The following is an 18,681-nucleotide window of genomic DNA, read 5'->3' on the forward strand; positions in this document are numbered from 1 at the left end:
GCCGGGCTCCGCCCCGGTGGTGGAGAGCCCTTGCCATGACCGAAGCACGCAAGAACGCATTGATCGTCGGGGCCTCGCGCGGCCTCGGCCTCGGATTGGTGGAAACGTTCCTCGCCCGCGGCTGGGCGGTCACCGCCACGCAGCGCTCGCCCTCCGCCGGATTGGCGGCGCTCGCCTCCGATGCGCTCTCCATCGAGACCGCCGATATCGACGATGACGGGGCGGTGGCCGCCCTTCATGGCCGGCTTGCGAACCAGCGCTACGACCTGATCTTCGTGGTGGCGGGCGTCGCGACCCAGGCGCACGACCCCGCCCATGACGTCCCGCGCGATGTCGCCGCGCAGGTCTACCTGACCAACGCCATCAGCCCGATCCGCTTCGCCGAGCTGTTCCGCGACCGGCTGGCGGGCAACGGCCTCATCGCCTTCATGAGTTCCATCCTCGGCAGTGTCGCCCTCAACGAGAGCGGCGGATGGGAGACCTACCGCGCGAGCAAGGCGGCGTTGAACACCCTGGCGATCAGCTTCGAGATTCGTCACCGCGACGAGGGATTTGGCGTCCTCCTCCTCCATCCCGGCTGGGTCCGCACGGAGATGGGCGGAGAGGAGGCGGATATCGACGTGACGACGAGCGTCACCGGACTCACGGATGTCATCGAGGCCCGGCTCGGCAAAACCGGCATCGCCTATCTCGACTATACCGGCGCGACCCTGGCCTGGTAGGCGCTCAGCGCCGTCCGTCGAGGGGGCGGCCGCGCCGCTCCACCACCACCGGCGGGCGGGTGCGGCGCTCGACGATGACGGTACGCGGCGCCCGGCTCGGGCCGCCGGCGGTGAGGATGCGCTCGGAGATCCGCTCGGGCTTCGGCTTCTCGGCGGCGAGCACGTGCGGGCGCACCTCGTCGAGGGGAAGACCGATCAGGCCGGCGGCGATCTCGACCTGCTGTTCGAGATCGTCGGCGAGATCCTGAGCGGCGGCGATCGCCTCGGGGATCGTCGGCGGTTCGCGCCGGACACGGATCGGCGGCAGATCCTGAAAGGATTTCGGCGTCTTCTTCACGACTCGGCCCGCGCTCCACACCGACCGAGGATAGCGCGACGGCGGAGAGAGTGCATTGCACCATTTCGACGACGCACCCACGCGTTCCATGCATCCCCCCATCACCGCCGGATTTTCCCGCAGATCCGGCGAAAGTTGCTCTGCCTGCATCCGCATGGTCGTCAAATTGCCCATGGAACGGGCATCATATGGTGTCGATATGTCGCATCCGTAAAGCGATGAGCGACCCGATCCTCGCGCCGTTGCATGCGGCCACGCCGCCGCCGATACTGGCCGGACCATGTTTCCCATTACCGATCTCACCGACGCCAGGCTGGTCCCGGCCCGCCCCGATCTGGCCGATATCCGGCTGCGGGGCCGTGTGGATGCCGCCCGCTACGTCGCAGGGCAAAGCGCCCGCCTCATCGCCGCCTCGGCCCCGTTGCGGCGCAGGCCGAGCGGGGACGCGGGGATCGAGACCGAGGCGGTGATGGGCGATCCCGTCACCCTCTACGACACGGGAGAGGGCTTCGCCTTCGTGCAGCTCGAAAACGACGGCTATGTCGGCTACCTGCCGGAGGCCGCCATCACCCCAGAGGTTCCGCCCCCGACCCACCGGGTGACGGCCCTGCGGACATTCCTCTATCCGGCCGCCAACATGAAGCGGCCGCCCCTGGGCCATGTGAGCCTCGGCGCCGGGCTCGGCATCGCCGGGCGGGAGGGCGATTTCCTGCGCCTCGCCGACGGTGCCCATACCTTTCACGATGGTGCCTTTGCCGACGGCGCTTACGTCTTCGCCGATCATTGCGCGCCCGTCGGCATCGTGGAGCCCGATCCTGCCGCCACCGCCGAGCGTCTCGTGGGCACGCCCTATCTCTGGGGCGGGCGCACCAGCCTCGGGCTCGATTGCTCGGGCCTCGTCCAGCTCTGCCTCGCCCTGGCGGGCATTCCGTCTCCCCGCGACGCGGACCAGCAGGAGGCGGGTCTCGGCACGGCGCTGCCCACGCGTCTCGACGGCTTGGTTCGGGGCGACCTCGTCTTCTGGCGAGGCCATGTGGGGATGATGCTGGACGAGACCCGCCTCATCCACGCCAACGGCCACCACATGACGGTGGCGGTGGAGCCCCTGGCGGGAGCGGTGGAGCGCATCGCCGAGAAGAGCTACGGCGCCGTGACGTCGATCCGGCGGATCACGCCTTCAGTCGGGTCTTGATGCGGGTGATCAGCCCGTCGCGGACGTCGCGGTAGGCGTCGAGGCGCTGCTCGCGGGAGGCTTCCTGCATCAGCGTCGGGTCCGGCGTCGGCCAGTACTCCACGTCCACGGCGTTGGTGCGGGTGACCTCCAGGGCCGCGTGGTGGGCCTCGGGCGACAGGGTGATGATGAGGTCGAAGTTCAGCCCCTCCCATTCCTCGAGTTCGAGGAGGGTCCGGGGCCGGTGCTTGGAGGCGTTGATGCCGATCTCGTCGAGGGCCGCCACCATGAACGGGTCGGCCGGCTCGCCGGAGCGGACGCCCGCCGACTGGACATAGGTGGACTTGCCGAAATAGTGGCGCGCCACCGCCTCCGCCGCGAGGGACCGCACGGCGTTGAAGTTGCACATGAACAGCACCGACTGCACGCGCGTCTTCTTCGGGCCGGCCTCTTCCGCCATCCGGTGACTGCCTCGGGCTTCAAACGACGGGGAGGGCGCTCACGCCTTCCAGTGCAAGGCGAAGACCAAGGTGAACAGGCGTCGCGCGGTGTCGTGGTCGAGATCGACCTTGCCCTCGAGGCGCTGCCGGAGGAGTTCGGAGGCTTCGTTGTGCAGGCCGCGCCGTCCCATGTCGATCGCCTCGATCTGGGTCGGCGAGGCGGTCTTGATCGCGTTGTAGTAGCTCTCGCAGATCATCTCGTAGTCGCGGATCACCCGGCGGAACGGGGTCAGTGACAGGAGATGGGTCATCACCGGCTCGCCGTCCTCGCGGCGGATCGCGAAGGAGAGCTTGTTCTCCACGAGGCCGAGGGTGAGGGCGTAGGGTCCCTCGCGTCCGGGAATGGAGAAGTGGTTCTCCTCCAGGATGTCGAAGATCGCGATGGCGCGCTCGTGCTCCTGGTCGGGGTTGCCCCGGCCGATGGAATCCTCGTCGAAGGTCACCGCCGCGAGGCGGTGGATGGACGACGCCTTCTCTGCCGATTGTCCCGTTTCTGGTTGTCCTGAGCCGGCCATCGTCCCCTCACAGATTCAGGCGGATCGCCACCGAGCGGGCGTGGCCGTCGAGGCCCTCCGACCGTCCCAGGGCGATGGCTGCCGGCCCCAAGGCCCTCAGCGCCGCGGGATCGCAGCGCAGGATCGTCGTCCGCTTCATGAAGTCGAGCACGCCGAGGCCCGAGGAGAACCGGGCCGAGCGGGCGGTGGGCAGCACGTGGTTCGGGCCGCCGACGTAATCGCCGATCGCTTCCGGCGTATGGCTGCCGAGGAAGATCGCGCCGGCATTGCGGACCTTGGCGGCCAGGGCCTCCGGGTCGGCGGTCTCGATCTCCAGATGCTCCGGGGCGAGGCGGTCCACCAGGGGGACGGCCTCGTCGAAATCGCGGACGCGGACGATCGCCCCGTAATCGCGCCAGCTCGCCCGGGCGATGTCGGCCCGGGGCAGGGTGGCCAGAGCCCGTTCCACGGCGCTCTCCACGGCGTCGGCGAGCTCGGACGAATCGGTGATGAGGATCGACTGGGCGGCCACATCGTGCTCGGCCTGGGCGAGGAGGTCGGCGGCGACCCAATCGGGGTTGGCGTGGCCGTCGGCGAGGATCAGCACCTCGGACGGGCCGGCGATCATGTCGATTCCGACCTGCCCGAAGACCCGGCGCTTGGCCGCCGCAACCCAGGCATTGCCGGGTCCGACGATCTTGGCCACGGGGGCGATGGTCTCGGTGCCGTAGGCCAGCGCCGCCACGGCCTGAGCGCCGCCGACGCGGTAGATCTCGCTGACACCGGCGAGGTCGGCGGCGGCGAGCACGAGGGGGTTCATCTGCCCCTCCGGCATCGGCACCACCATGACGACGCGCGGCACCCCCGCGACGCGGGCGGGAATGGCGTTCATCAGGACGGAGGAGGGGTAGCTCGCGGTTCCGCCGGGCACGTAGAGGCCGACCGATTCGAGCGCCGTCCAGCGCCAGCCCGAGGTCACGCCGATCGCGTCGGTGGCCATGTGGTCGCCGGGTACCTGGCCGCGATGGAAGGCCTCGATGCGGGTCGCCGCGAGCCGCAGGGCGTCAAGGGCGTCGGCCGGACAGGCGGCGATGGCCGCCCGCACCTCATCGGGCGTCACCCGAAGAGAGGTGGCGGAAAAATCCTCGCCGAGCCGGTCGAAGCGGCGGGTGTAGTCCACCAGGGCCGCGTCGCCCCCGGAGACCACGCCGGCGATGATCCCGCGCACGGTCTCGTCCACATCCTCGGAAATCTCGCGCTTGACGCTGAGAAGACCGGCGAAGGCGGCGGCGAAATCGGCGTCGCGGCTGTCGAGGCGCATCATCAGGCGGAATCTTTCAAGACGTTGTCCTTGGCGGAGGGGACCGTGCCCGCTTGTCCCCGGATCGCGGCACGGCCGGCTTCCGCCGCCTCGTGGTCGGGGCGGCCTTCCACCTCCCAGACCGGACCGAGATCCTTCAGCCGCGCCTCGATGCATTCCACATCGAGCTGGATCGCCGCTTTGCCGGCAAAGACCAGGGTGACGGTGCCGGAGGGGTCCTCCTTCGGCTCGAAGGTGACGGCCAGCAGGCTGAGCGGCTCGTCGGAGGTGGAGCCGGGCGTGATCCCGCGTGCGCGCACGGCCATGACCCGCTCGAAATGGAGGCCGGTGAGGCGCCGGCGCGGGGCCTCGGCATCCGGCGTCGACCAGTCGAAACGCCGCCCGACCAGCACGAAGCGGTGCGACGACGCCAGATAGGCGAGGTCCTGCGGGCGCAGGACCGCATCCTGGAGATGAGCCGAGAGGATGGCGAGATCCTCCGCGTCGAGGGCAGCGAGCTTGAGGAGCTCCATGTCGGGTTCGCATCTGGCCGGACACCGCCGGATCGGGCGCCGGGTGTGAAAGTGGGTCGGCCGTAGGTAGCGAGGCGGCCGCCCTGCGGCAACCGCGCGGCCCGGAACAATTGCAGCGTGCCGGCGAGACGGGCCGTTCGCCGCGGCGACGTCAGACGACGTTCATGCGGAAGGAACTATGCCTTCGCAGACTTCCGAATTGGGATATCCAAAGCCATGACCGCCGGACCTGTACGTCGTATCGCCCTTGCTGCCGTCACCGTCCTGACGGTGGCGGCCGGCCTAGGGTCAGCCCAAGCCCAGGTTCCGCACTATCCCGACGACGGCTACAACCGGCCCACCTACGACCGGTCGCCCTACGGCGACGACCGGTCGCGCGGCTACGATCGCTACGATCGCTATGCCCGGCCGTACGACGATGGCGAGCGCCGTCCCCTGCCGCCGCGATACGGACGCCAGCGCATGGGCAGCGTTTGCGTCACCTCGCGCGGCAATTGCCCCGCCTATCCGAGCCCGATCCAGTCGCCCTGCCGCTGCGACATCCCGGGCTTCGGCCCCAAGCGCGGCAACGTGCTGGAATAGGGCCTTCGTCCGGGAGGCGCGGACCGCCTCCCGGGTCGGACAGGGTGGTCAGGAGCGGACCCGGCTGATCTCGGCGCCGCAGCGGCCGAGCTTGGCCTCCAGCGCCTCGAAGCCGCGGTCGAGATGGTAGACCCGGTTGATGCTGGTCTCGCCCTCGGCGGCGAGGCCGGCGATGACGAGGGAGACCGAGGCACGCAGGTCGGTCGCCATGACCGGGGCGCCCTTGAGGCGCTCCACGCCGTCGACGATGGCCAGATCCCCTTCGAGCCGGATCTTGGCGCCGAGGCGCGCCAGTTCCTGCACGTGCATGAAACGGTTCTCGAAGATGGTCTCGCGGATGTGGGACTGGCCCTTGGCCAGGGTCATCAGCGCCATGAACTGCGCCTGCAGGTCGGTGGGGAAGCCCGGGAACGGGTCGGTGGTCACGTCCACCGCAGCGATGCCGCCGCCATTGCGCCGGATGCGGATCGTGTCGGCGGTGCTGGTGATCTCGGCACCCGTCGTCGTCAGCACGTCGAGTGCGCTGTGCAGCAGGTCGGCCCGGGTGTTCTCCAGGGTCACGTCGCCCCCCACCATGGCGGCCGCCATGGCGTAGGTGCCGGTCTCGATCCGGTCCGGCAGGACGGTGTGGCGGGCGCCGTTGAGGCGCGAGACGCCCTCGATGGTGATGCGCGGGGTGCCGGCCCCGGAGATCCTGGCGCCCATCTTGATGAGGCAATCCGCGAGATCGACCACTTCCGGCTCGCGGGCGGCATTCTCGATCAGGGTCGAGCCGTTGGCGAGCGATGCCGCCATCAACGCCACATGGGTGCCGCCCACCGTGACCTTGGGGAAGTGGATCTCGCCGCCGCGCAGGCCGTTCTTGGCCTTCGCCACCACGTATCCGCCATCGATCTCGACGGTGGCGCCGAGGCGCTCCAGGGCCATCAGCATCAGGTCGATGGGCCGGGTGCCGATGGCGCAGCCGCCGGGCATGGAGACGCGGGCCTCGCCGAAGCGCGCGAGCAGCGGCGCGATGACCCAGAAACTCGCCCGCATGGTGGAGACGAGCTCGTAGGGCGCGGTGGTGTCGATGACGTTGGAGGCGGTGAGCCGGATGGTCTGGCCGGTCTCCGTCGTATCACCGGGGCGCTTGCCTACCACCATGTGGTCGACGCCGTGGTTGCCGAGGATGCGCAGCAGGGCGTGGATGTCGGCGAGGCGCGGCACATTCATGAGTTCGAGGGATTCCCCCGTCATCAGGCTCGCGATCATCAGGGGCAGGGCCGCGTTCTTGGCGCCCGAGATCGGGATCACGCCGTGGAGCGGCTTTCCGCCGATGATGTTGATCCGGTCCATCGTCGTCCTTCGCGCGGCGTCCTGCCCGTTCCCGTGACGGGAGGGCGGTGCCGTCCTGGTTCTGCAAACAGTGGCGGTGCGCTCGCGGCACGGCCTTATCGAGCCGCCTATACGTGAGTTTTGTCCGAAAAAGGATCGTCAGCCGTCTCCGTCGCGATCCGGCTTCGCGTCCGGTCGCTCGCCGGCATCGCCGGTTTCCGCCGCGGCGCTGGCCTGCCCGCGGACCCGCGTCTGGGCCTTGCGGCGCTTCAGGTTGTCTCGCAGGGCCGCCTTCAGCCGTTCGTTGCGCGTGGTGTCGTTCTTCATGGCGATCACTGCGCGACCCTTCGTCGCCAGGGCGAAATACCGGCTTTGCCACCCGGTCTCAACAGGCGCAGAGCTGGAATGCAGGAGTCGACTTGAACCAATTCCAAGTTCGCCTGTATCGTCGGGCTCGTGGCGTCGAAATCAGCACCGTCTGATTCCTTCCGCGCCATGCGAAGCGAGATCGTTGCGCCAGCGGGAATCATGGTCGTCGAGACCCGCAGCGGAGAGTTTGGTGCTTCGGAACAAGCCCTTTGTAACGATGCTGCTGCTGAATGCAGACGAGCGGATGCCGGAGCCGCCGAGAGCGGCGCTGCCATGCGGTCGGCCATAGCGTGAAGGACGGATGCCCGTGAATCGGATGCCCGCGATGACGATGATCAGCGATACGACGACGCCCCGCGATTCCTCCAGCCAGGGATCGTCCACCCGCGCGTCGTTCGGGCAGGGCCGGACCGATTACGAGAGCTACTTCCGCAAGGCCGTGGACCGTCTGCACGACGAGCGCCGCTACCGGGTGTTCGCCGATATCGAGCGGATCGCCGGGCGCTTCCCCACGGCCAACTGGCGCCGTCCGGACGGCAGCACCCGCGAGATCACCGTCTGGTGTTCCAACGACTATCTCGGCATGGGCCAGCATCCGGACGTGGTCTCGGCCATGACCAAGACCGCCGCCCGCTGCGGCGTCGGCGCCGGAGGCACCCGCAACATCGCCGGCAACAATTCGCCGCTGGTGGACCTGGAGCGCGAGCTCGCCGACCTGCACGGTAAGGAGGCGGGCCTCGTCTTCACCTCGGGCTACGTCTCGAACCAGGCCGGCATCTCCACCATCGCCAAGCTGATCCCGAACTGTCTGATCCTGTCGGATGCGTTCAACCACAATTCGATGATCGAGGGCGTGCGCCATTCGGGCTGCGAGAAGCGCATCTTCCGCCACAACGATCTCGCCCATCTCGAGGAACTGCTGATCGCCGCCGGGGACCGCCCCAAGCTGATCGCCTTCGAGAGCGTCTACTCGATGGACGGCGACGTCTCCGACATCGCCGCCATCTGCGATCTGGCCGACACATACGGCGCCATGACCTATCTCGACGAGGTCCATGCGGTGGGCCTCTACGGGGATCGCGGCGGCGGCATCGCGGAGCGCGACGGGGTGATGCACCGGGTCGACGTGATCGAGGGGACGCTGGCCAAGGGCTTCGGCTGTGTCGGCGGCTACATCACCGCCTCGACGGTCCTGTGCGACGCCGTGCGCAGCCATGCGCCGGGCTTCATCTTCACCACCGCTCTGCCGCCGGCCATCGCGGCCGCGGCCCGCGCCTCGGTGCGCTACCTCAAGCGCTCGCAGGTGGAGCGGACGGCGCACCAGCGCCAGGCCGCCCTCACCAAGGTGGCGTTGGAAGAGGCGGGCCTGCCGGTGCTCCCCACCGAGACCCATATCGTGCCGGTGATGGTGGGCGATGCCGAGCTGTGCAAGGCGGCGGCCGACCATCTCCTCGAGCAGCACGGCATCTACATCCAGCCGATCAACTACCCCACCGTGCCGCGCGGCACCGAGCGCCTGCGGATCACGCCCTCGCCGTTCCACGACGCGGCCCGCATCGCCAGGCTGACGGCGGCGCTCACCGAGACCTGGGACACCCTGGACCTGCCCCGCGCCGGCACGGTGTTCGTCGAGGCGGCGGAGTAGGAAGCGGTCAGTTCAGCCGCCAGAGCGTGACGGTGAGCAGAGTCGCGAAGGTGACCCAGGCGGCGTAGGGCACGAGCAGCCACGCCGCCAACCGGTCGAAGCGCCAGGACAGGCGGATGGTCCAGAGGATCATCACCAGCATCGCCGCGGCGACGATCCCCGCCCAGCCGAGGGCATGGGCCGCGAAGAAGACCGGCGACCAGGCCGCGTTGAGCGCCAGTTGGGCGGCGAAGGCACCGACCGCCAGCCCCCAGGCCCGCCGCGTCGGACCCGTCGCCGGAGACACCCCGAGCAAGCGCCAGAACGACAGCGCGATCATCGCGTAGAGGATCGTCCAGGCCACCGGGAACAGCCAGTTCGGCGGGTTGAAGCCGGGCTTCGTCAGGCCGGCATACCAGCCCTCGATGTTCGGCGTGGTGCTGAGCGAGCCGATCACCGACGTGGCCACGACGGGCAGGATGGCGACCGCGAGTCTCGCTATCGGAGAGAGCGGCGAGCGATACGGAATGTGAGACGTGGTCATGCCGATGTCTTACCCGTATCGCGATCCTCCGTTCCGGTGACGTGGGGGCCGAACCCGACGAGATCGTCGAGGGAGATGGCCAGGGCCGAGGCGAGCCTGCGCAGGGTCTCGATCGTCCCCTCCCGTTTCCCCGTCTCGATCTGCGACAGGTAGGCCTGTGCGATGCCGGCTTTGTCCGCGAGAATTGCCGCCGTCATTCCACGATGGTCGCGCCAGACACGGATGCGATTCTCGCCCGAGAGCAGTCGTTCGACGATCGCCGAGGGCACGAGCTCCTCTTCACCAAGGGCCAGCTTGCGCTGGAACTCGGTGACGGCGAGGCGATCCTCCGCATTCTCGGCGGCTTCGAGAAGAGCTTCGTATTCCGCTTCCGGCAACACGACGAGCCGCTCGCCTCCTGCCGTCACGATCGTCTGGGCACCCATGGCGAACCGTCCTGATTCAATCGTATGCGCTGCCGCGAGGCGCGATTTTGATGATGGCGACGATCTGCCCGTCCTGGGTAAACAAAATTCGCCAGTCGCCGACCCGCAGGCGGTAGAAGCCGAGCTGGCCCTTCAGAGCCTTGACGTTGTTGGCCTGAGAGGCCGGATGTCCGGCATACTCGTCGATCTTCGCTCGAATGAGTCTTGCTACGTTCGCCGGCATGCGGGTCAGTGCCCTCACGGCATCCTTGCTGTAGGCGACCTGCATCATAACGTTAGCGGATAGCGAAACTCATCGCGGTCGAACATAGCATTCCGCTATTGTTTCGCCACGTCTCTCCCAAGGGTCAAGCGGCCCATCTGCCGGAACGAAACCCATGTCCGAATCCGCCGACGGCCCCTCCTCCGCACATCCCACCCCCCCCTTCACCAAGCGCACCCTGGCCGCGCAGGCCATGGGCCATGTCGATCCGGTGACGCGGGCGGTGGTGGCACCGCTCCATGTCTCGACGACGTTCCTCCGCGATCCCGACAACGGCTACAGTTCGGGCTTCTCCTATGCCCGGCCGGACAACGCCACGACCCGCGAGGCCGAGGCCGTCATCGCCATGCTGGAGGAGGCGGAGGCCGGCGCGATGCTGTTCGGCTCCGGCATGGCGGCGGCGACCGCCGTCTTCTCGGCCCTGGAGCCCGGAGACCACATTGTCGCACCCTTGGTGATGTATTGGGCGCTCAAGCGCTGGCTCCAGCAGGAAGCGCCGCGCCGGGGCTGGGGCCTCGACTTCGTCGCCATGGACGACCTCGACGCCCTGCGCGCCGCGATCAGGCCGGGCACGACGAAGCTCGTCTGGGTGGAGACGCCCGGCAATCCGCTCTGGACCATCACCGACATCGCCGCCGCAGCCGAGATCGCGCACGCGGCGGGGGCGCGTCTGGCCATCGATTCCACCGCCGCCTCGCCGATCCACACGCGGCCCCTGCGGCTCGGGGCCGACATCGTCATGCACTCGGCCACCAAGATCCTGAACGGGCATTCCGACGTGGTCGCCGGCGTCCTGGCCTCGGCCCGCGCCGATGGGTTCTGGGAGCGCATCGGCGCGATCCGGGCCGGCGGCGGGGCGATCCTCGGGCCGTTCGAGGCCTATCTTCTGATGCGCTCGCTGCGGACCCTGCCGCTTCGCGTCGCCGCGCAATCGGCTTCCGCCGCGGACCTCGCCCGGCGCTTCTCGGCGCATCCGCGCGTGGCCTCGGTGCTCTATCCCGGCCTGCCGGGCGATCCCGGCCACGCGGTGGCGGCGCGGCAGATGGAGGGCGGCTTCGGTTTCATGCTGTCGATCCGGGTCGCGGCCGGCGAGGAGGCGGCCATCGCCACGGCGGCGCGGGTGCGCCTGTGGAAGCGCGCCACGTCGCTCGGCGGCGTCGAGAGCCTGATCGAGCATCGCGCCTCGGTGGAGGGGCCGGGCACGCCGTGTCCGCCCGATCTCCTGCGGCTCTCCGTGGGAATCGAGCATGTGGACGACCTGTTCGCGGATCTCGACGTGGCGCTGGGCTGATTTCCTCGTCGGTTCTTGGTGCGATCCCGCCCTTCGCGCATTGTGCGAGGGACGGACCGCCGCCGGGCGGTCGCCGCGATGCGAGCGAGGACGACCCAATGCGATACCCTGTTCCCCTCCTGACCGGAGCCCTCGCGCTCGTCGCCCTCACGAATGTGGCCCCGGCCGCCGATGGGCCGCCCAAGCTCGACGTTCAGGCGACCTGCAAATCCTCGGTCCGTGCGGAGGCCAGCGTCAGCGACAACGCCACCGTCGAGGGCTGCCTGCGTTCGGAGGAGGCGGCGCGCAAGGAAGCCCAGCGCCGCTGGGGCGATTACTCGCCGGCCGCCAAGACCCAGTGCGAGAAGCAGTTCCAGGCCGGCGGCTTCCCGTCCTACGTGGAGATGGTGACCTGCCTCGAACTGGCCAGCGGCACGGTGCCGACCCAGGGCACCGGACCCGGCGCCGATACCAGCTCCGGCGCCCGGCGTGAGAAGCCGGACGGCAATGCCGGTGCGGCCACCGCCGAGCCCAGGCCGAGCCAGCGCACCAACCCGATCGAGGTGCTGGAGAAACCCTAGCTTATCGGGGCTCCCGCCGGTGCCTGCTCGAAGGCCCGGATCAGTGCGCCTCACACCGGACCTCGGTGGGCCTGACCTGCGGGGCAGGAACTCTGAGGCGTGGCATGACATGCGGCCGCCGTCTCTCGGCGTCGATCGACCGGGTCCATCTGGACGAGGTCATCGCGTTTCGCGAAGCCACTTCCAGACGTGCTGCACCGTCCCCTGACCGCTGATCTGCTGAACCACCCGACGCTCGACCCGCCAAGCCTGGGGTGGCGCGCCGAAGCGGTTGCGGAAGCTGCGGCTGAGCTGCGAGGCACTGCTGAAGCCGAAGACCTCGGCCAAGCGGGCAAGGGTGCGCGTCTCCATCGGATCGGCCAGCGCGTCGCGCATGGCCTTCAGGCGCTCGCCCTGCACGAAGTGCATCACGCCTCCTTCCGGCTCGAACAGCCGGTAGAGCGTGGCCCGCGAGACCCGCATCTGTCCGGCGACGAAGGCGGGCGACAGATCGGACCGGGACAGGTTTTCCCGCACGATCATCCTGGCCAGCGCCATCAGGCCGCCGTCGAGTTCGCGGCCTTCGAGCACGTCCTTGGCCCGCGAGGGATCGAGCAGGCGGCGCAGGAAGCCAACGAACTCGACGGCGAGAGCCGGGGCGTCGTCGGGGCGCGTGGTCGGCAAGCGGCGGTAGAGGTCCAGAATGCGTGCGGCGAGCAACCGGTTGCGGGCCGCATCGAAGAGCATGTCATGGTCCTCGAGCGGTAGCCCGTGGAGGTGGGAGCAGGGGATCACGATGCCGGTCGTATCGGCCCGGTCGAGCATGCCATCGAGCAGATGACGGCGGCCGATGAAGGTCACGGTGCCGGCCGAGGCCGAGACCGCTTTGCCGGCGACGGTGCCCTGAAAGCGGCCGGACCGATAGAGTTGGACGATGTACTGGTCGGAACCGGCATCGACACGTCGGCGATCGCGCTGGAGCCGCTGGGTCGAGAGCAGGGTGCGATGAGCGACGAGGTCGTCGATCGGGTACGCGATGTTGGTGCCGAAAGGCAGGACGGCGGATCGCGTCGTCGGACTGACCTCGTACATCGGCGCCAGGAGTGTGCGCCATCGCTCGAAAGCCTCTCCGGGAGGCAAGCCCGACGTCGTCAGGCAGAAGTACGGCAGGCCCGGTTCAGCCGTCGTGTCGTCTGCACCCAACGAGCCAAATCCTTCGTCACCCGACCCGTCCGAGCCACGACGTTAGGCATGAAGTCCTTGATGAGGCAACCGAAATGGATGTTGGGGGTCCGTGGAGCGTAAAAGGGTCGCAAGCGGGCGGATGACCGCTCCGGGCGACACCGCGCGCCCGCATCCACGGCAAGATCGGATCGGGTTCGGACCTGGCTTCCAGCCTCTCGCCCCTTCGTCGCCCCTTCGGCCTCATCGTGGCGCGGAGAGGCCGGTTCCTCAGTTCGCCCAGGCTTCCTGATGGAGGCGCAGGCCCCGCTCCTCGCCCCGGCGGACCGAGGCCAGGTCGAGGAGTTCGGGGGCGCGGTCCGTGTCGTCGATGGAGAGGAACAGGCCGTTCTTCTGCGAGGCACGGCCGAGATCGGCGCGGCTGGTCAGGACGCTGAAGGCCGGGCTCGTGAGGAGCGCGAGGGCCACCGGCCCCATCCACAGGGCGAGCCAGGGATCGCCGGCATAAACGAGCAGGCCGGCGAGCAGCGCACCCGCCACGAGGGCGTCCACCTGCAGGCGAATCGCCTCGGACCACGGCACCCGACGGTCGTCGCGCACCTGCGAATCCCAGCGCACCACGCGGCCGATGAAGGTGGTGGCGACGGCACCCGCGGCAAAGACCGTCATGACCGGCCAGAGCAGCACCCAGACGATTTGTTCGAGCACGGCGCTCTTCAGCAACGAGGCGGTGCCGCCGAAGGCCGCGCGGCGGGTCGGCGAGGCCAGGACATGGCCGAGGCTGAGGAGCTTCGGCAGGGCCATCACGACGACGACGAGGGCGGCCAGCGCATGGGCGGCGAGGCCCGTCCCGGTGAGCCCATAGGCCAGGAGGCCGAGATCGCCGGTGACGGCGGCCTGGATCGAGGCGGCGGCGAGGAACAGCACCCAGAGCGGGCAGGCGAGGTAGGACAGGATGCCGACGATGAGGTGCCAGCGGCTCGCCGCCCGCAGGCCCGGCAGGGTGGTGACGCGCAGGTGCTGCATGTTGCCCTGGCACCAGCGCCGCTCGCGCCCGAGGAGATCGACGAGGTTCGTCGGCATCTCTTCCCAGGTGCCGCCCATCTCCGGCAGGAGGCGGACCTCCCATCCGGCCCGGCGCAGGAGCGCTCCTTCGACGATGTCGTGGCACAGGATCTCGCCGCCCAGCGGCGCCTTGCCGGGCAGCACCGGCAGTTCGGCATTGTCGGCGAAGGCCGCGACCCGCAGGATCGCGTTGTGGCCCCAATAGCTTCCATCCGCGCCCTGCCAGGTCTCGAGGCAGCGGATCGACAGCGGCGCGTAGAGCCGCACGGCGAATTGCTGGATACGGGCGAACAGCGTGTCCCGGCCGGTGGCGTAGGAGACGGTCTGGATCAGCCCGACACGGGGGGCTTCCTCCATCAGCCGGGCGAGGCGGCGCATGGCGGCGCCGGTCATTAGGCTGTCGGCATCGAGCACGATCATGAAATCGTACTCGTCGCCGTAGCTCCGACAGAACTCCGCGATGTTGCCGGCCTTGCGGCCCGCATTGTCCTGGCGCCGCCGGTAGCGGAAGCGCGGCAGGCCGGGGCCGTTCAGGCGCGCCCAGGCCTCGATCCGCGCGAATTCATGCTCCTCCACCGCCGCGATGGCGCCGTCGCGCGTATCGGAGAGGACGAAGATGTCGATATCGGACCCGTCGCCGCCCCCACGCTGGAGCGAGCGGGCCATGACGCGAAGGGCGGCAAACACCGCCACCGCATCTTCGGCATGGATCGCCACCACGGCCGCCGTGCGGCTCAGGCCCGAGGCGGTGGCCGGCACCGTGGCCGAGCGGATCTCGATCGCGGATTTGGCCGCATCGCCGAACGCGACCGCCACGAGTCCGTAGACGTATTGCCAGGCGACGAAGGATTGCCACGCCATCACGAGGCCGAACAGGACCAGCACGGCCCAGCCCAAGGCGCCGTCGGGGCGTCCATAGGCGGACACGGCGAGCCACGCGATCGCCGCCGCGGTGGCCAGGGTCGGCACCGCCAGCAGGAGCCGCCGCCACAGGAGCGACGGCGCCTCGAACGAGGGCGTCTCGCTCGGCCGGCTCGCGGGAATCACCGGGTCCGGGATTCCGGCTTGGGATGCGTCGTGCGACAACCGGGTGATGGACATGGGGCGATGGACACTCGATCAAGGCTGAGATGGGCCGTCATCCGTCACGACACGAAGGGCATCGATGACACGGGACGACGGTGGAGACGAGCGTTCGGGACGCGAGCCCCTCTCGCGGCGGCAGACCTTGCGAACCGCGCTCGGTCTGACAGCAGGCATCATAATGCCTAGTGCCGTCGACCTGAATACCGCCAGAACGATGGCCGCCGACACTCTCGACCCACCGCGCGACGCGCCGATGACCTTCGAGGGCGTCGTGGCCCAGGCCCGCCGCCTCGCGGCCTCACCTTACCGGCCCGCTCCGGACGATCTCCCGGCCCCGCTCGCCGGCCTCAGCTACGACGGCTACCGCGCGATCACCTTCCGCCCCGACGCGGCCCCTCGCCTCGGTGGTTCGTTCTCGCTGCAGCTGTTCCATCGCGGCTTCCTGCAGAAGAAGCGCGTCGCCCTGTTCCTCCAGCCGCCGGACGGGCCGCCGCAGCCGATCCTGTACCAGTCGGGCCTGTTCGATCTCGGCTCCGACCTCGCCGGGCAGGACTTTTCCCGCGATCTCGGCTTTGCCGGCTTCCGGCTGCATCACGCCTTCGACGATAGGAAGCCGGCTCACCAGGAGGAATTCCTGGTCTTCCTCGGCGCCTCGTATTTCCGGCTTCGCGGAAAGACGCAGGAATACGGCCTGTCGGCGCGCGGTGCCGCGATCCAGACCGGCGGTCCGGGAGCGGAGGAGTTTCCGGACTTCACGGCGTTCTGGATCTGCGAGCCGAAGGCCGAGGCCCGCGCCGTCACGATCCTGGCGCTCCTCGATTCGCCGAGCCTCGCGGGCGCCTACCGCTTCGTGGTCGAACCCGGCGAGACCTCGCGGATGGTCGTCACCGCCTCGCTGCATCCCCGCGCCGCGATCCCGCGTCTCGGCCTCGCGCCGCTCACCAGCATGTTCTTGCACGGAGCGAACGGTCCGGGCGCGCGCGGAGCCGCGCCCTTCGACGATTTCCGGCCGCAGGTTCACGATTCCGACGGGCTGGTGGTGGCGACCAAGGACGACCGCCTATGGCGTCCCTTGAGCAACGGACGGCGCGATCCGCAGATCTCGGCGTTCCGGGTCGATCCCCTCGATGGGTTCGGACTTCTCCAGCGCGAGCGAAGCTTTGCCGCCTATCTCGACGTCCAGGCCCGACACGAGGCCCGGCCCGGCCTCTGGGTCACGCCCCAGGCGGGGTTCGGCGCCGGGGCGGTGCAGCTCTTCGAGATCCCGTCCCGCGAAGAGTACATGGACAACATCGTCGCCGCCTTCGTGCCGGCCGCACCCGTCACGGCGGGAAGCGCCCTCGACCTCGCCTACACGCTCGCCACCATCGGGGCCGAACCGGACACCGCCGTACTGAGCGCGCTCGCCCGGGTGGTCTCCACCCATGTCGGTTCGGCCGAGCGCCTGCGGCCGACCACGCCGCCGAGTCCGGAGCGGCGCCTCTACGTCATCGATTTCGAAGGACCGGGCCTGCCCACCGGCCCAGACGGTGACATCGCGGCCGAGGTCTCGGCCAGCGCCGGCGCCATGGTCGATCCGGTGGTGGAGCGGGTGCCCCAGACCGGGGGCTGGCGCCTCTACGTGGAATGGCGTCCGCCGACGCCGCTGCCGCCCGGTGACGTCATCCTGCGCGCGCGCCTCATGCGCGGCGGGCGTCCGATCAGCGAGACCTGGGACAACGCCGCCTGATCGCCGATTTCACGACTTGGCGAGTTGCCGCAGGGATCGGAACGGGAGCACCGGTCGGGGATTCTCAACTTGGAACACCACCAAGTTGCGGAGCCGCCCGGTTCCCTCAAGGCCTTAGAAGCGCCTCGGGGCGCGGCATCCGCCATCCCCCGGAGCAGCACCCTTGGCGATCGAGACCCCCTACCTGCGCTACACGCCCGCCGTCGAGACCCCTGACGCCGACGAGGCCGAGACCAGCCGGTCCCTGAACGAGACCATGCGCTCCATCAGCGAGACGACCCTCGCCCATGGCGGTCATGCCATCCGCAGCGTCCATGCCAAGGCGCATGGCGCCTTGAGGGCCGAGTTGGAGGTGGCGCCCGGCCTATCCCCCGAACTGGCGCAGGGCCTGTTCGCGCAGGCGGGGCGCTACCCCGTGGTGATGCGCTTCTCGACCATCCCCGGTGATATCCTGGACGACAGCGTCTCCACTCCGCGCGGCGTGGCGATCAAGATCGTCGGTGTCGAAGGCGAACGGCTGGAGGGGTCGGAGGGGGACGCCACCCAGGATTTCGTGCTCGTCAACGGGCCGGCCTTCTCGGCGCCGGGACCGAAGCAGTTCCTGGCGACCCTGAAGCTCCTCGCCAAAACCACGGATCGGGCGGAGGGGCTCAAGAAGGTCGCCTCGGCGGCGTTGCGCGGCGTGCAGAGCGCGGTCGTGGCGGCCACCGGTTCGCCGAGCCCGGCCCTGGCGACGCTGGGCGGACAGCCCGAGACGCACATTCTGGGCGACAGTTTCTACAGCCAGGTTCCGCTGCGCTTCGGCGATCACATCGCCAAGATCGCGCTCGTCCCGGTCTCGCCGGACCTGACGGCGCTCACCGACAAGCCGCTGGACGACACGAGCGCCCCCAATGCGATCCGCGAGGCGGTGCTGGCGCATTTCCGCCGCCATGGCGGCACCTGGGAGTTGCGGGCGCAGCTCTGCCTGAACCTCGACGACATGCCGGTGGAGGACGCCTCCGTGGTCTGGTCGGAGGCAACGAGCCCCTACCGCACCATCGCCACCCTCACCGCCGCGCCGCAGACGAGCTGGAGCGAGGCCCGCGCGGCTTTCGTCGATGACGGCCTGTCGTTCAGCCCGTGGCACGGGCTGGCCGCGCACCGGCCGCTGGGCGGCATCATGCGCATGCGCAAATCGGCCTACGAGATGGGCAAGCGCTTCCGGGCCGAGACAAACGGCCGCCGCATCGAGGAGCCGAGGAACCTCGACTCGCTCCCGGAGTGATGCCGGACGTTGCCGTGATGCGACAGGGCGGCGGCGATGGTCGATGCGGGAACATCTCGCCATTGACCCTCCCGTCGCGGCCGACCTAGCCTGACGATGACGGTTCCCCCTCGGGGGATCAAAAGGGAACGGGGTGAGGATCTTGCGTCCGATGCCGCGGCTGCCCCCGCAACTGTAAGCGGCGAGCCCATCATCAACACGTCACTGGAGCCTCCGGCCTCTGGGAAGACGATGAGAGGGCGGTGACCCGCGAGCCAGGAGACCTGCCGTCAGTCGTGGTCACACGCGAAACGCATCGGGCGGGGTGTCCTGGTGGGGTGTCGGGGCGTTCGCATGTCGCGA

The 18,681-nt window shown here is 69.3% G+C and carries 20 protein-coding genes and 1 riboswitch; of the genes, 8 read left to right on the plus strand and 12 right to left on the minus strand.

Annotated features, from left to right (window positions below; all coding sequences use genetic code 11):
- Positions 1–35 precede the first annotated feature (35 nt).
- Positions 36–722, plus strand: coding sequence for an SDR family oxidoreductase (locus ASF08_RS19610; protein ID WP_056148781.1), 687 nt, complete (start codon positions 36–38; stop codon positions 720–722).
- A 4-nt stretch (positions 723–726) separates the two neighbouring features.
- Here ASF08_RS19610 and ASF08_RS19615 read toward each other — a convergent pair whose 3' ends face one another.
- The gene (locus tag ASF08_RS19615; protein ID WP_018045951.1) at positions 727–1,059 is read right to left on the minus strand and encodes a hypothetical protein; all 333 of its coding nucleotides are present in this window, start codon (positions 1,057–1,059) and stop codon (positions 727–729) included.
- 280 nt (positions 1,060–1,339) lie between these two features.
- Here ASF08_RS19615 and ASF08_RS19620 point away from each other — a divergent pair, with 280 nt between their 5' ends.
- Complete coding sequence (locus ASF08_RS19620; protein ID WP_443136827.1) at positions 1,340–2,251, plus strand: C40 family peptidase; 912 nt, start codon at positions 1,340–1,342, stop codon at positions 2,249–2,251.
- Here the strand turns inward: ASF08_RS19620 and ASF08_RS19625 are convergent.
- Genes ASF08_RS19625 through ASF08_RS19640 form a run of 4 tightly spaced genes read right to left on the minus strand, consistent with a single transcriptional unit; the run spans position 2,229 to position 5,057 of the window.
- The gene (locus tag ASF08_RS19625) at positions 2,229–2,690 is read right to left on the minus strand and encodes an arsenate-mycothiol transferase ArsC (RefSeq protein WP_018045953.1); all 462 of its coding nucleotides are present in this window, start codon (positions 2,688–2,690) and stop codon (positions 2,229–2,231) included. The two genes, ASF08_RS19620 and ASF08_RS19625, sit on opposite strands and share 23 nt — an antisense overlap.
- Before the next feature lie 39 nt (positions 2,691–2,729).
- A complete protein-coding gene (locus ASF08_RS19630; protein WP_018045954.1) occupies positions 2,730–3,245 on the minus strand; it encodes a UPF0262 family protein in 516 nt (171 codons plus the stop codon).
- A 7-nt stretch (positions 3,246–3,252) separates the two neighbouring features.
- The gene (gene hisD, locus ASF08_RS19635; RefSeq protein WP_056148783.1) at positions 3,253–4,548 is read right to left on the minus strand and encodes a histidinol dehydrogenase; all 1,296 of its coding nucleotides are present in this window, start codon (positions 4,546–4,548) and stop codon (positions 3,253–3,255) included.
- A complete protein-coding gene (locus ASF08_RS19640) occupies positions 4,548–5,057 on the minus strand; it encodes a DUF2948 family protein (RefSeq protein ID WP_056148785.1) in 510 nt (169 codons plus the stop codon). Before ASF08_RS19640 ends, hisD begins: the two co-directional genes overlap by 1 nt.
- 216 nt (positions 5,058–5,273) lie before the next feature.
- Between ASF08_RS19640 and ASF08_RS19645 the strand changes: the two genes are divergently transcribed.
- On the plus strand, positions 5,274–5,639 hold the full coding sequence (locus tag ASF08_RS19645) for a hypothetical protein (protein WP_056148786.1): 366 nt from the start codon (positions 5,274–5,276) through the stop codon (positions 5,637–5,639).
- A gap of 48 nt (positions 5,640–5,687) precedes the next feature.
- On the opposite strand, the gene murA is transcribed toward ASF08_RS19645, so the two are convergent.
- Complete coding sequence (murA, locus tag ASF08_RS19650; protein WP_056148788.1) at positions 5,688–6,977, minus strand: UDP-N-acetylglucosamine 1-carboxyvinyltransferase; 1,290 nt, start codon at positions 6,975–6,977, stop codon at positions 5,688–5,690.
- 138 nt (positions 6,978–7,115) lie between these two features.
- Complete coding sequence (locus tag ASF08_RS25415) at positions 7,116–7,283, minus strand: hypothetical protein (protein ID WP_200931881.1); 168 nt, start codon at positions 7,281–7,283, stop codon at positions 7,116–7,118.
- A 343-nt stretch (positions 7,284–7,626) separates the two neighbouring features.
- Between ASF08_RS25415 and hemA the strand changes: the two genes are divergently transcribed.
- A complete protein-coding gene (hemA, locus tag ASF08_RS19655) occupies positions 7,627–8,970 on the plus strand; it encodes a 5-aminolevulinate synthase (RefSeq protein WP_018045960.1) in 1,344 nt (447 codons plus the stop codon).
- 7 nt (positions 8,971–8,977) lie between these two features.
- Here hemA and ASF08_RS19660 read toward each other — a convergent pair whose 3' ends face one another.
- The 3 genes from ASF08_RS19660 to ASF08_RS19670 are packed head-to-tail and all read right to left on the minus strand — an operon-like array spanning position 8,978 to position 10,189.
- Complete coding sequence (locus ASF08_RS19660; protein ID WP_056148791.1) at positions 8,978–9,493, minus strand: TspO/MBR family protein; 516 nt, start codon at positions 9,491–9,493, stop codon at positions 8,978–8,980.
- Positions 9,490–9,918, minus strand: coding sequence for a helix-turn-helix domain-containing protein (locus ASF08_RS19665; protein ID WP_018045962.1), 429 nt, complete (start codon positions 9,916–9,918; stop codon positions 9,490–9,492). Before ASF08_RS19665 ends, ASF08_RS19660 begins: the two co-directional genes overlap by 4 nt.
- A 16-nt stretch (positions 9,919–9,934) precedes the next feature.
- Positions 9,935–10,189: a type II toxin-antitoxin system RelE family toxin gene (locus tag ASF08_RS19670; protein WP_056148794.1), complete on the minus strand. Its 255-nt coding sequence runs from the start codon at positions 10,187–10,189 to the stop codon at positions 9,935–9,937.
- A gap of 106 nt (positions 10,190–10,295) precedes the next feature.
- Between ASF08_RS19670 and ASF08_RS19675 the strand changes: the two genes are divergently transcribed.
- Positions 10,296–11,471 (plus strand): trans-sulfuration enzyme family protein, encoded by a 1,176-nt coding sequence (locus ASF08_RS19675; protein WP_056148796.1) that lies wholly within the window; start codon positions 10,296–10,298, stop codon positions 11,469–11,471.
- A 98-nt stretch (positions 11,472–11,569) separates the two neighbouring features.
- Positions 11,570–12,031 carry a hypothetical protein gene (locus tag ASF08_RS19680; protein WP_018045965.1) on the plus strand — a complete coding sequence of 154 codons (462 nt, stop codon included), beginning with the start codon at positions 11,570–11,572 and terminating at the stop codon, positions 12,029–12,031.
- Positions 12,032–12,190: 159 nt separating this feature from the next.
- Here ASF08_RS19680 and ASF08_RS19685 read toward each other — a convergent pair whose 3' ends face one another.
- Positions 12,191–13,213 carry a helix-turn-helix domain-containing protein gene (locus tag ASF08_RS19685; RefSeq protein WP_244474588.1) on the minus strand — a complete coding sequence of 341 codons (1,023 nt, stop codon included), beginning with the start codon at positions 13,211–13,213 and terminating at the stop codon, positions 12,191–12,193.
- Between the two features lie 249 nt (positions 13,214–13,462).
- Positions 13,463–15,358 carry a glucans biosynthesis glucosyltransferase MdoH gene (gene mdoH / locus ASF08_RS19690; protein ID WP_156629660.1) on the minus strand — a complete coding sequence of 632 codons (1,896 nt, stop codon included), beginning with the start codon at positions 15,356–15,358 and terminating at the stop codon, positions 13,463–13,465.
- Positions 15,359–15,596: 238 nt separating this feature from the next.
- Here mdoH and ASF08_RS19695 point away from each other — a divergent pair, with 238 nt between their 5' ends.
- Both ASF08_RS19695 and ASF08_RS19700 read left to right on the plus strand, forming a co-directional pair.
- Positions 15,597–17,072: a glucan biosynthesis protein gene (locus ASF08_RS19695; RefSeq protein WP_056148875.1), complete on the plus strand. Its 1,476-nt coding sequence runs from the start codon at positions 15,597–15,599 to the stop codon at positions 17,070–17,072.
- A gap of 163 nt (positions 17,073–17,235) precedes the next feature.
- Positions 17,236–18,339, plus strand: coding sequence for a catalase family protein (locus ASF08_RS19700; RefSeq protein ID WP_056148804.1), 1,104 nt, complete (start codon positions 17,236–17,238; stop codon positions 18,337–18,339).
- An 83-nt stretch (positions 18,340–18,422) separates the two neighbouring features.
- A riboswitch (cobalamin riboswitch) is annotated at positions 18,423–18,624 on the plus strand.
- Positions 18,625–18,681: the final 57 nt, after the last annotated feature.

Origin of the sequence: Methylobacterium sp. Leaf85 (assembly GCF_001422125.1) — a bacterium.
Taxonomy (GTDB): Bacteria; Pseudomonadota; Alphaproteobacteria; order Rhizobiales; family Beijerinckiaceae; genus Methylobacterium; species Methylobacterium bullatum.

Bases quoted from the DNA above. Each gene is read 5' to 3' on its own strand.
- ASF08_RS19610 (WP_056148781.1), top strand. From the start codon at position 36: ATGACCGAAGCACGCAAGAACGCATTGATCGTCGGGGCCTCGCGCGGC.
- ASF08_RS19620 (WP_443136827.1), top strand. From the start codon at position 1,340: ATGTTTCCCATTACCGATCTCACCGACGCCAGGCTGGTCCCGGCCCGC.
- ASF08_RS19625 (WP_018045953.1), bottom strand. From the start codon at position 2,690: ATGGCGGAAGAGGCCGGCCCGAAGAAGACGCGCGTGCAGTCGGTGCTG.
- ASF08_RS19630 (WP_018045954.1), bottom strand. From the start codon at position 3,245: ATGGCCGGCTCAGGACAACCAGAAACGGGACAATCGGCAGAGAAGGCG.
- hisD (WP_056148783.1), bottom strand. From the start codon at position 4,548: ATGATGCGCCTCGACAGCCGCGACGCCGATTTCGCCGCCGCCTTCGCC.
- ASF08_RS19640 (WP_056148785.1), bottom strand. From the start codon at position 5,057: ATGGAGCTCCTCAAGCTCGCTGCCCTCGACGCGGAGGATCTCGCCATC.
- ASF08_RS19645 (WP_056148786.1), top strand. From the start codon at position 5,274: ATGACCGCCGGACCTGTACGTCGTATCGCCCTTGCTGCCGTCACCGTC.
- murA (WP_056148788.1), bottom strand. From the start codon at position 6,977: ATGGACCGGATCAACATCATCGGCGGAAAGCCGCTCCACGGCGTGATC.
- ASF08_RS25415 (WP_200931881.1), bottom strand. From the start codon at position 7,283: ATGAAGAACGACACCACGCGCAACGAACGGCTGAAGGCGGCCCTGCGA.
- hemA (WP_018045960.1), top strand. From the start codon at position 7,627: ATGCCCGTGAATCGGATGCCCGCGATGACGATGATCAGCGATACGACG.
- ASF08_RS19660 (WP_056148791.1), bottom strand. From the start codon at position 9,493: ATGACCACGTCTCACATTCCGTATCGCTCGCCGCTCTCTCCGATAGCG.
- ASF08_RS19665 (WP_018045962.1), bottom strand. From the start codon at position 9,918: ATGGGTGCCCAGACGATCGTGACGGCAGGAGGCGAGCGGCTCGTCGTG.
- ASF08_RS19670 (WP_056148794.1), bottom strand. From the start codon at position 10,189: ATGATGCAGGTCGCCTACAGCAAGGATGCCGTGAGGGCACTGACCCGC.
- ASF08_RS19675 (WP_056148796.1), top strand. From the start codon at position 10,296: ATGTCCGAATCCGCCGACGGCCCCTCCTCCGCACATCCCACCCCCCCC.
- ASF08_RS19680 (WP_018045965.1), top strand. From the start codon at position 11,570: ATGCGATACCCTGTTCCCCTCCTGACCGGAGCCCTCGCGCTCGTCGCC.
- mdoH (WP_156629660.1), bottom strand. From the start codon at position 15,358: ATGTCCATCACCCGGTTGTCGCACGACGCATCCCAAGCCGGAATCCCG.
- ASF08_RS19695 (WP_056148875.1), top strand. From the start codon at position 15,597: ATGACCTTCGAGGGCGTCGTGGCCCAGGCCCGCCGCCTCGCGGCCTCA.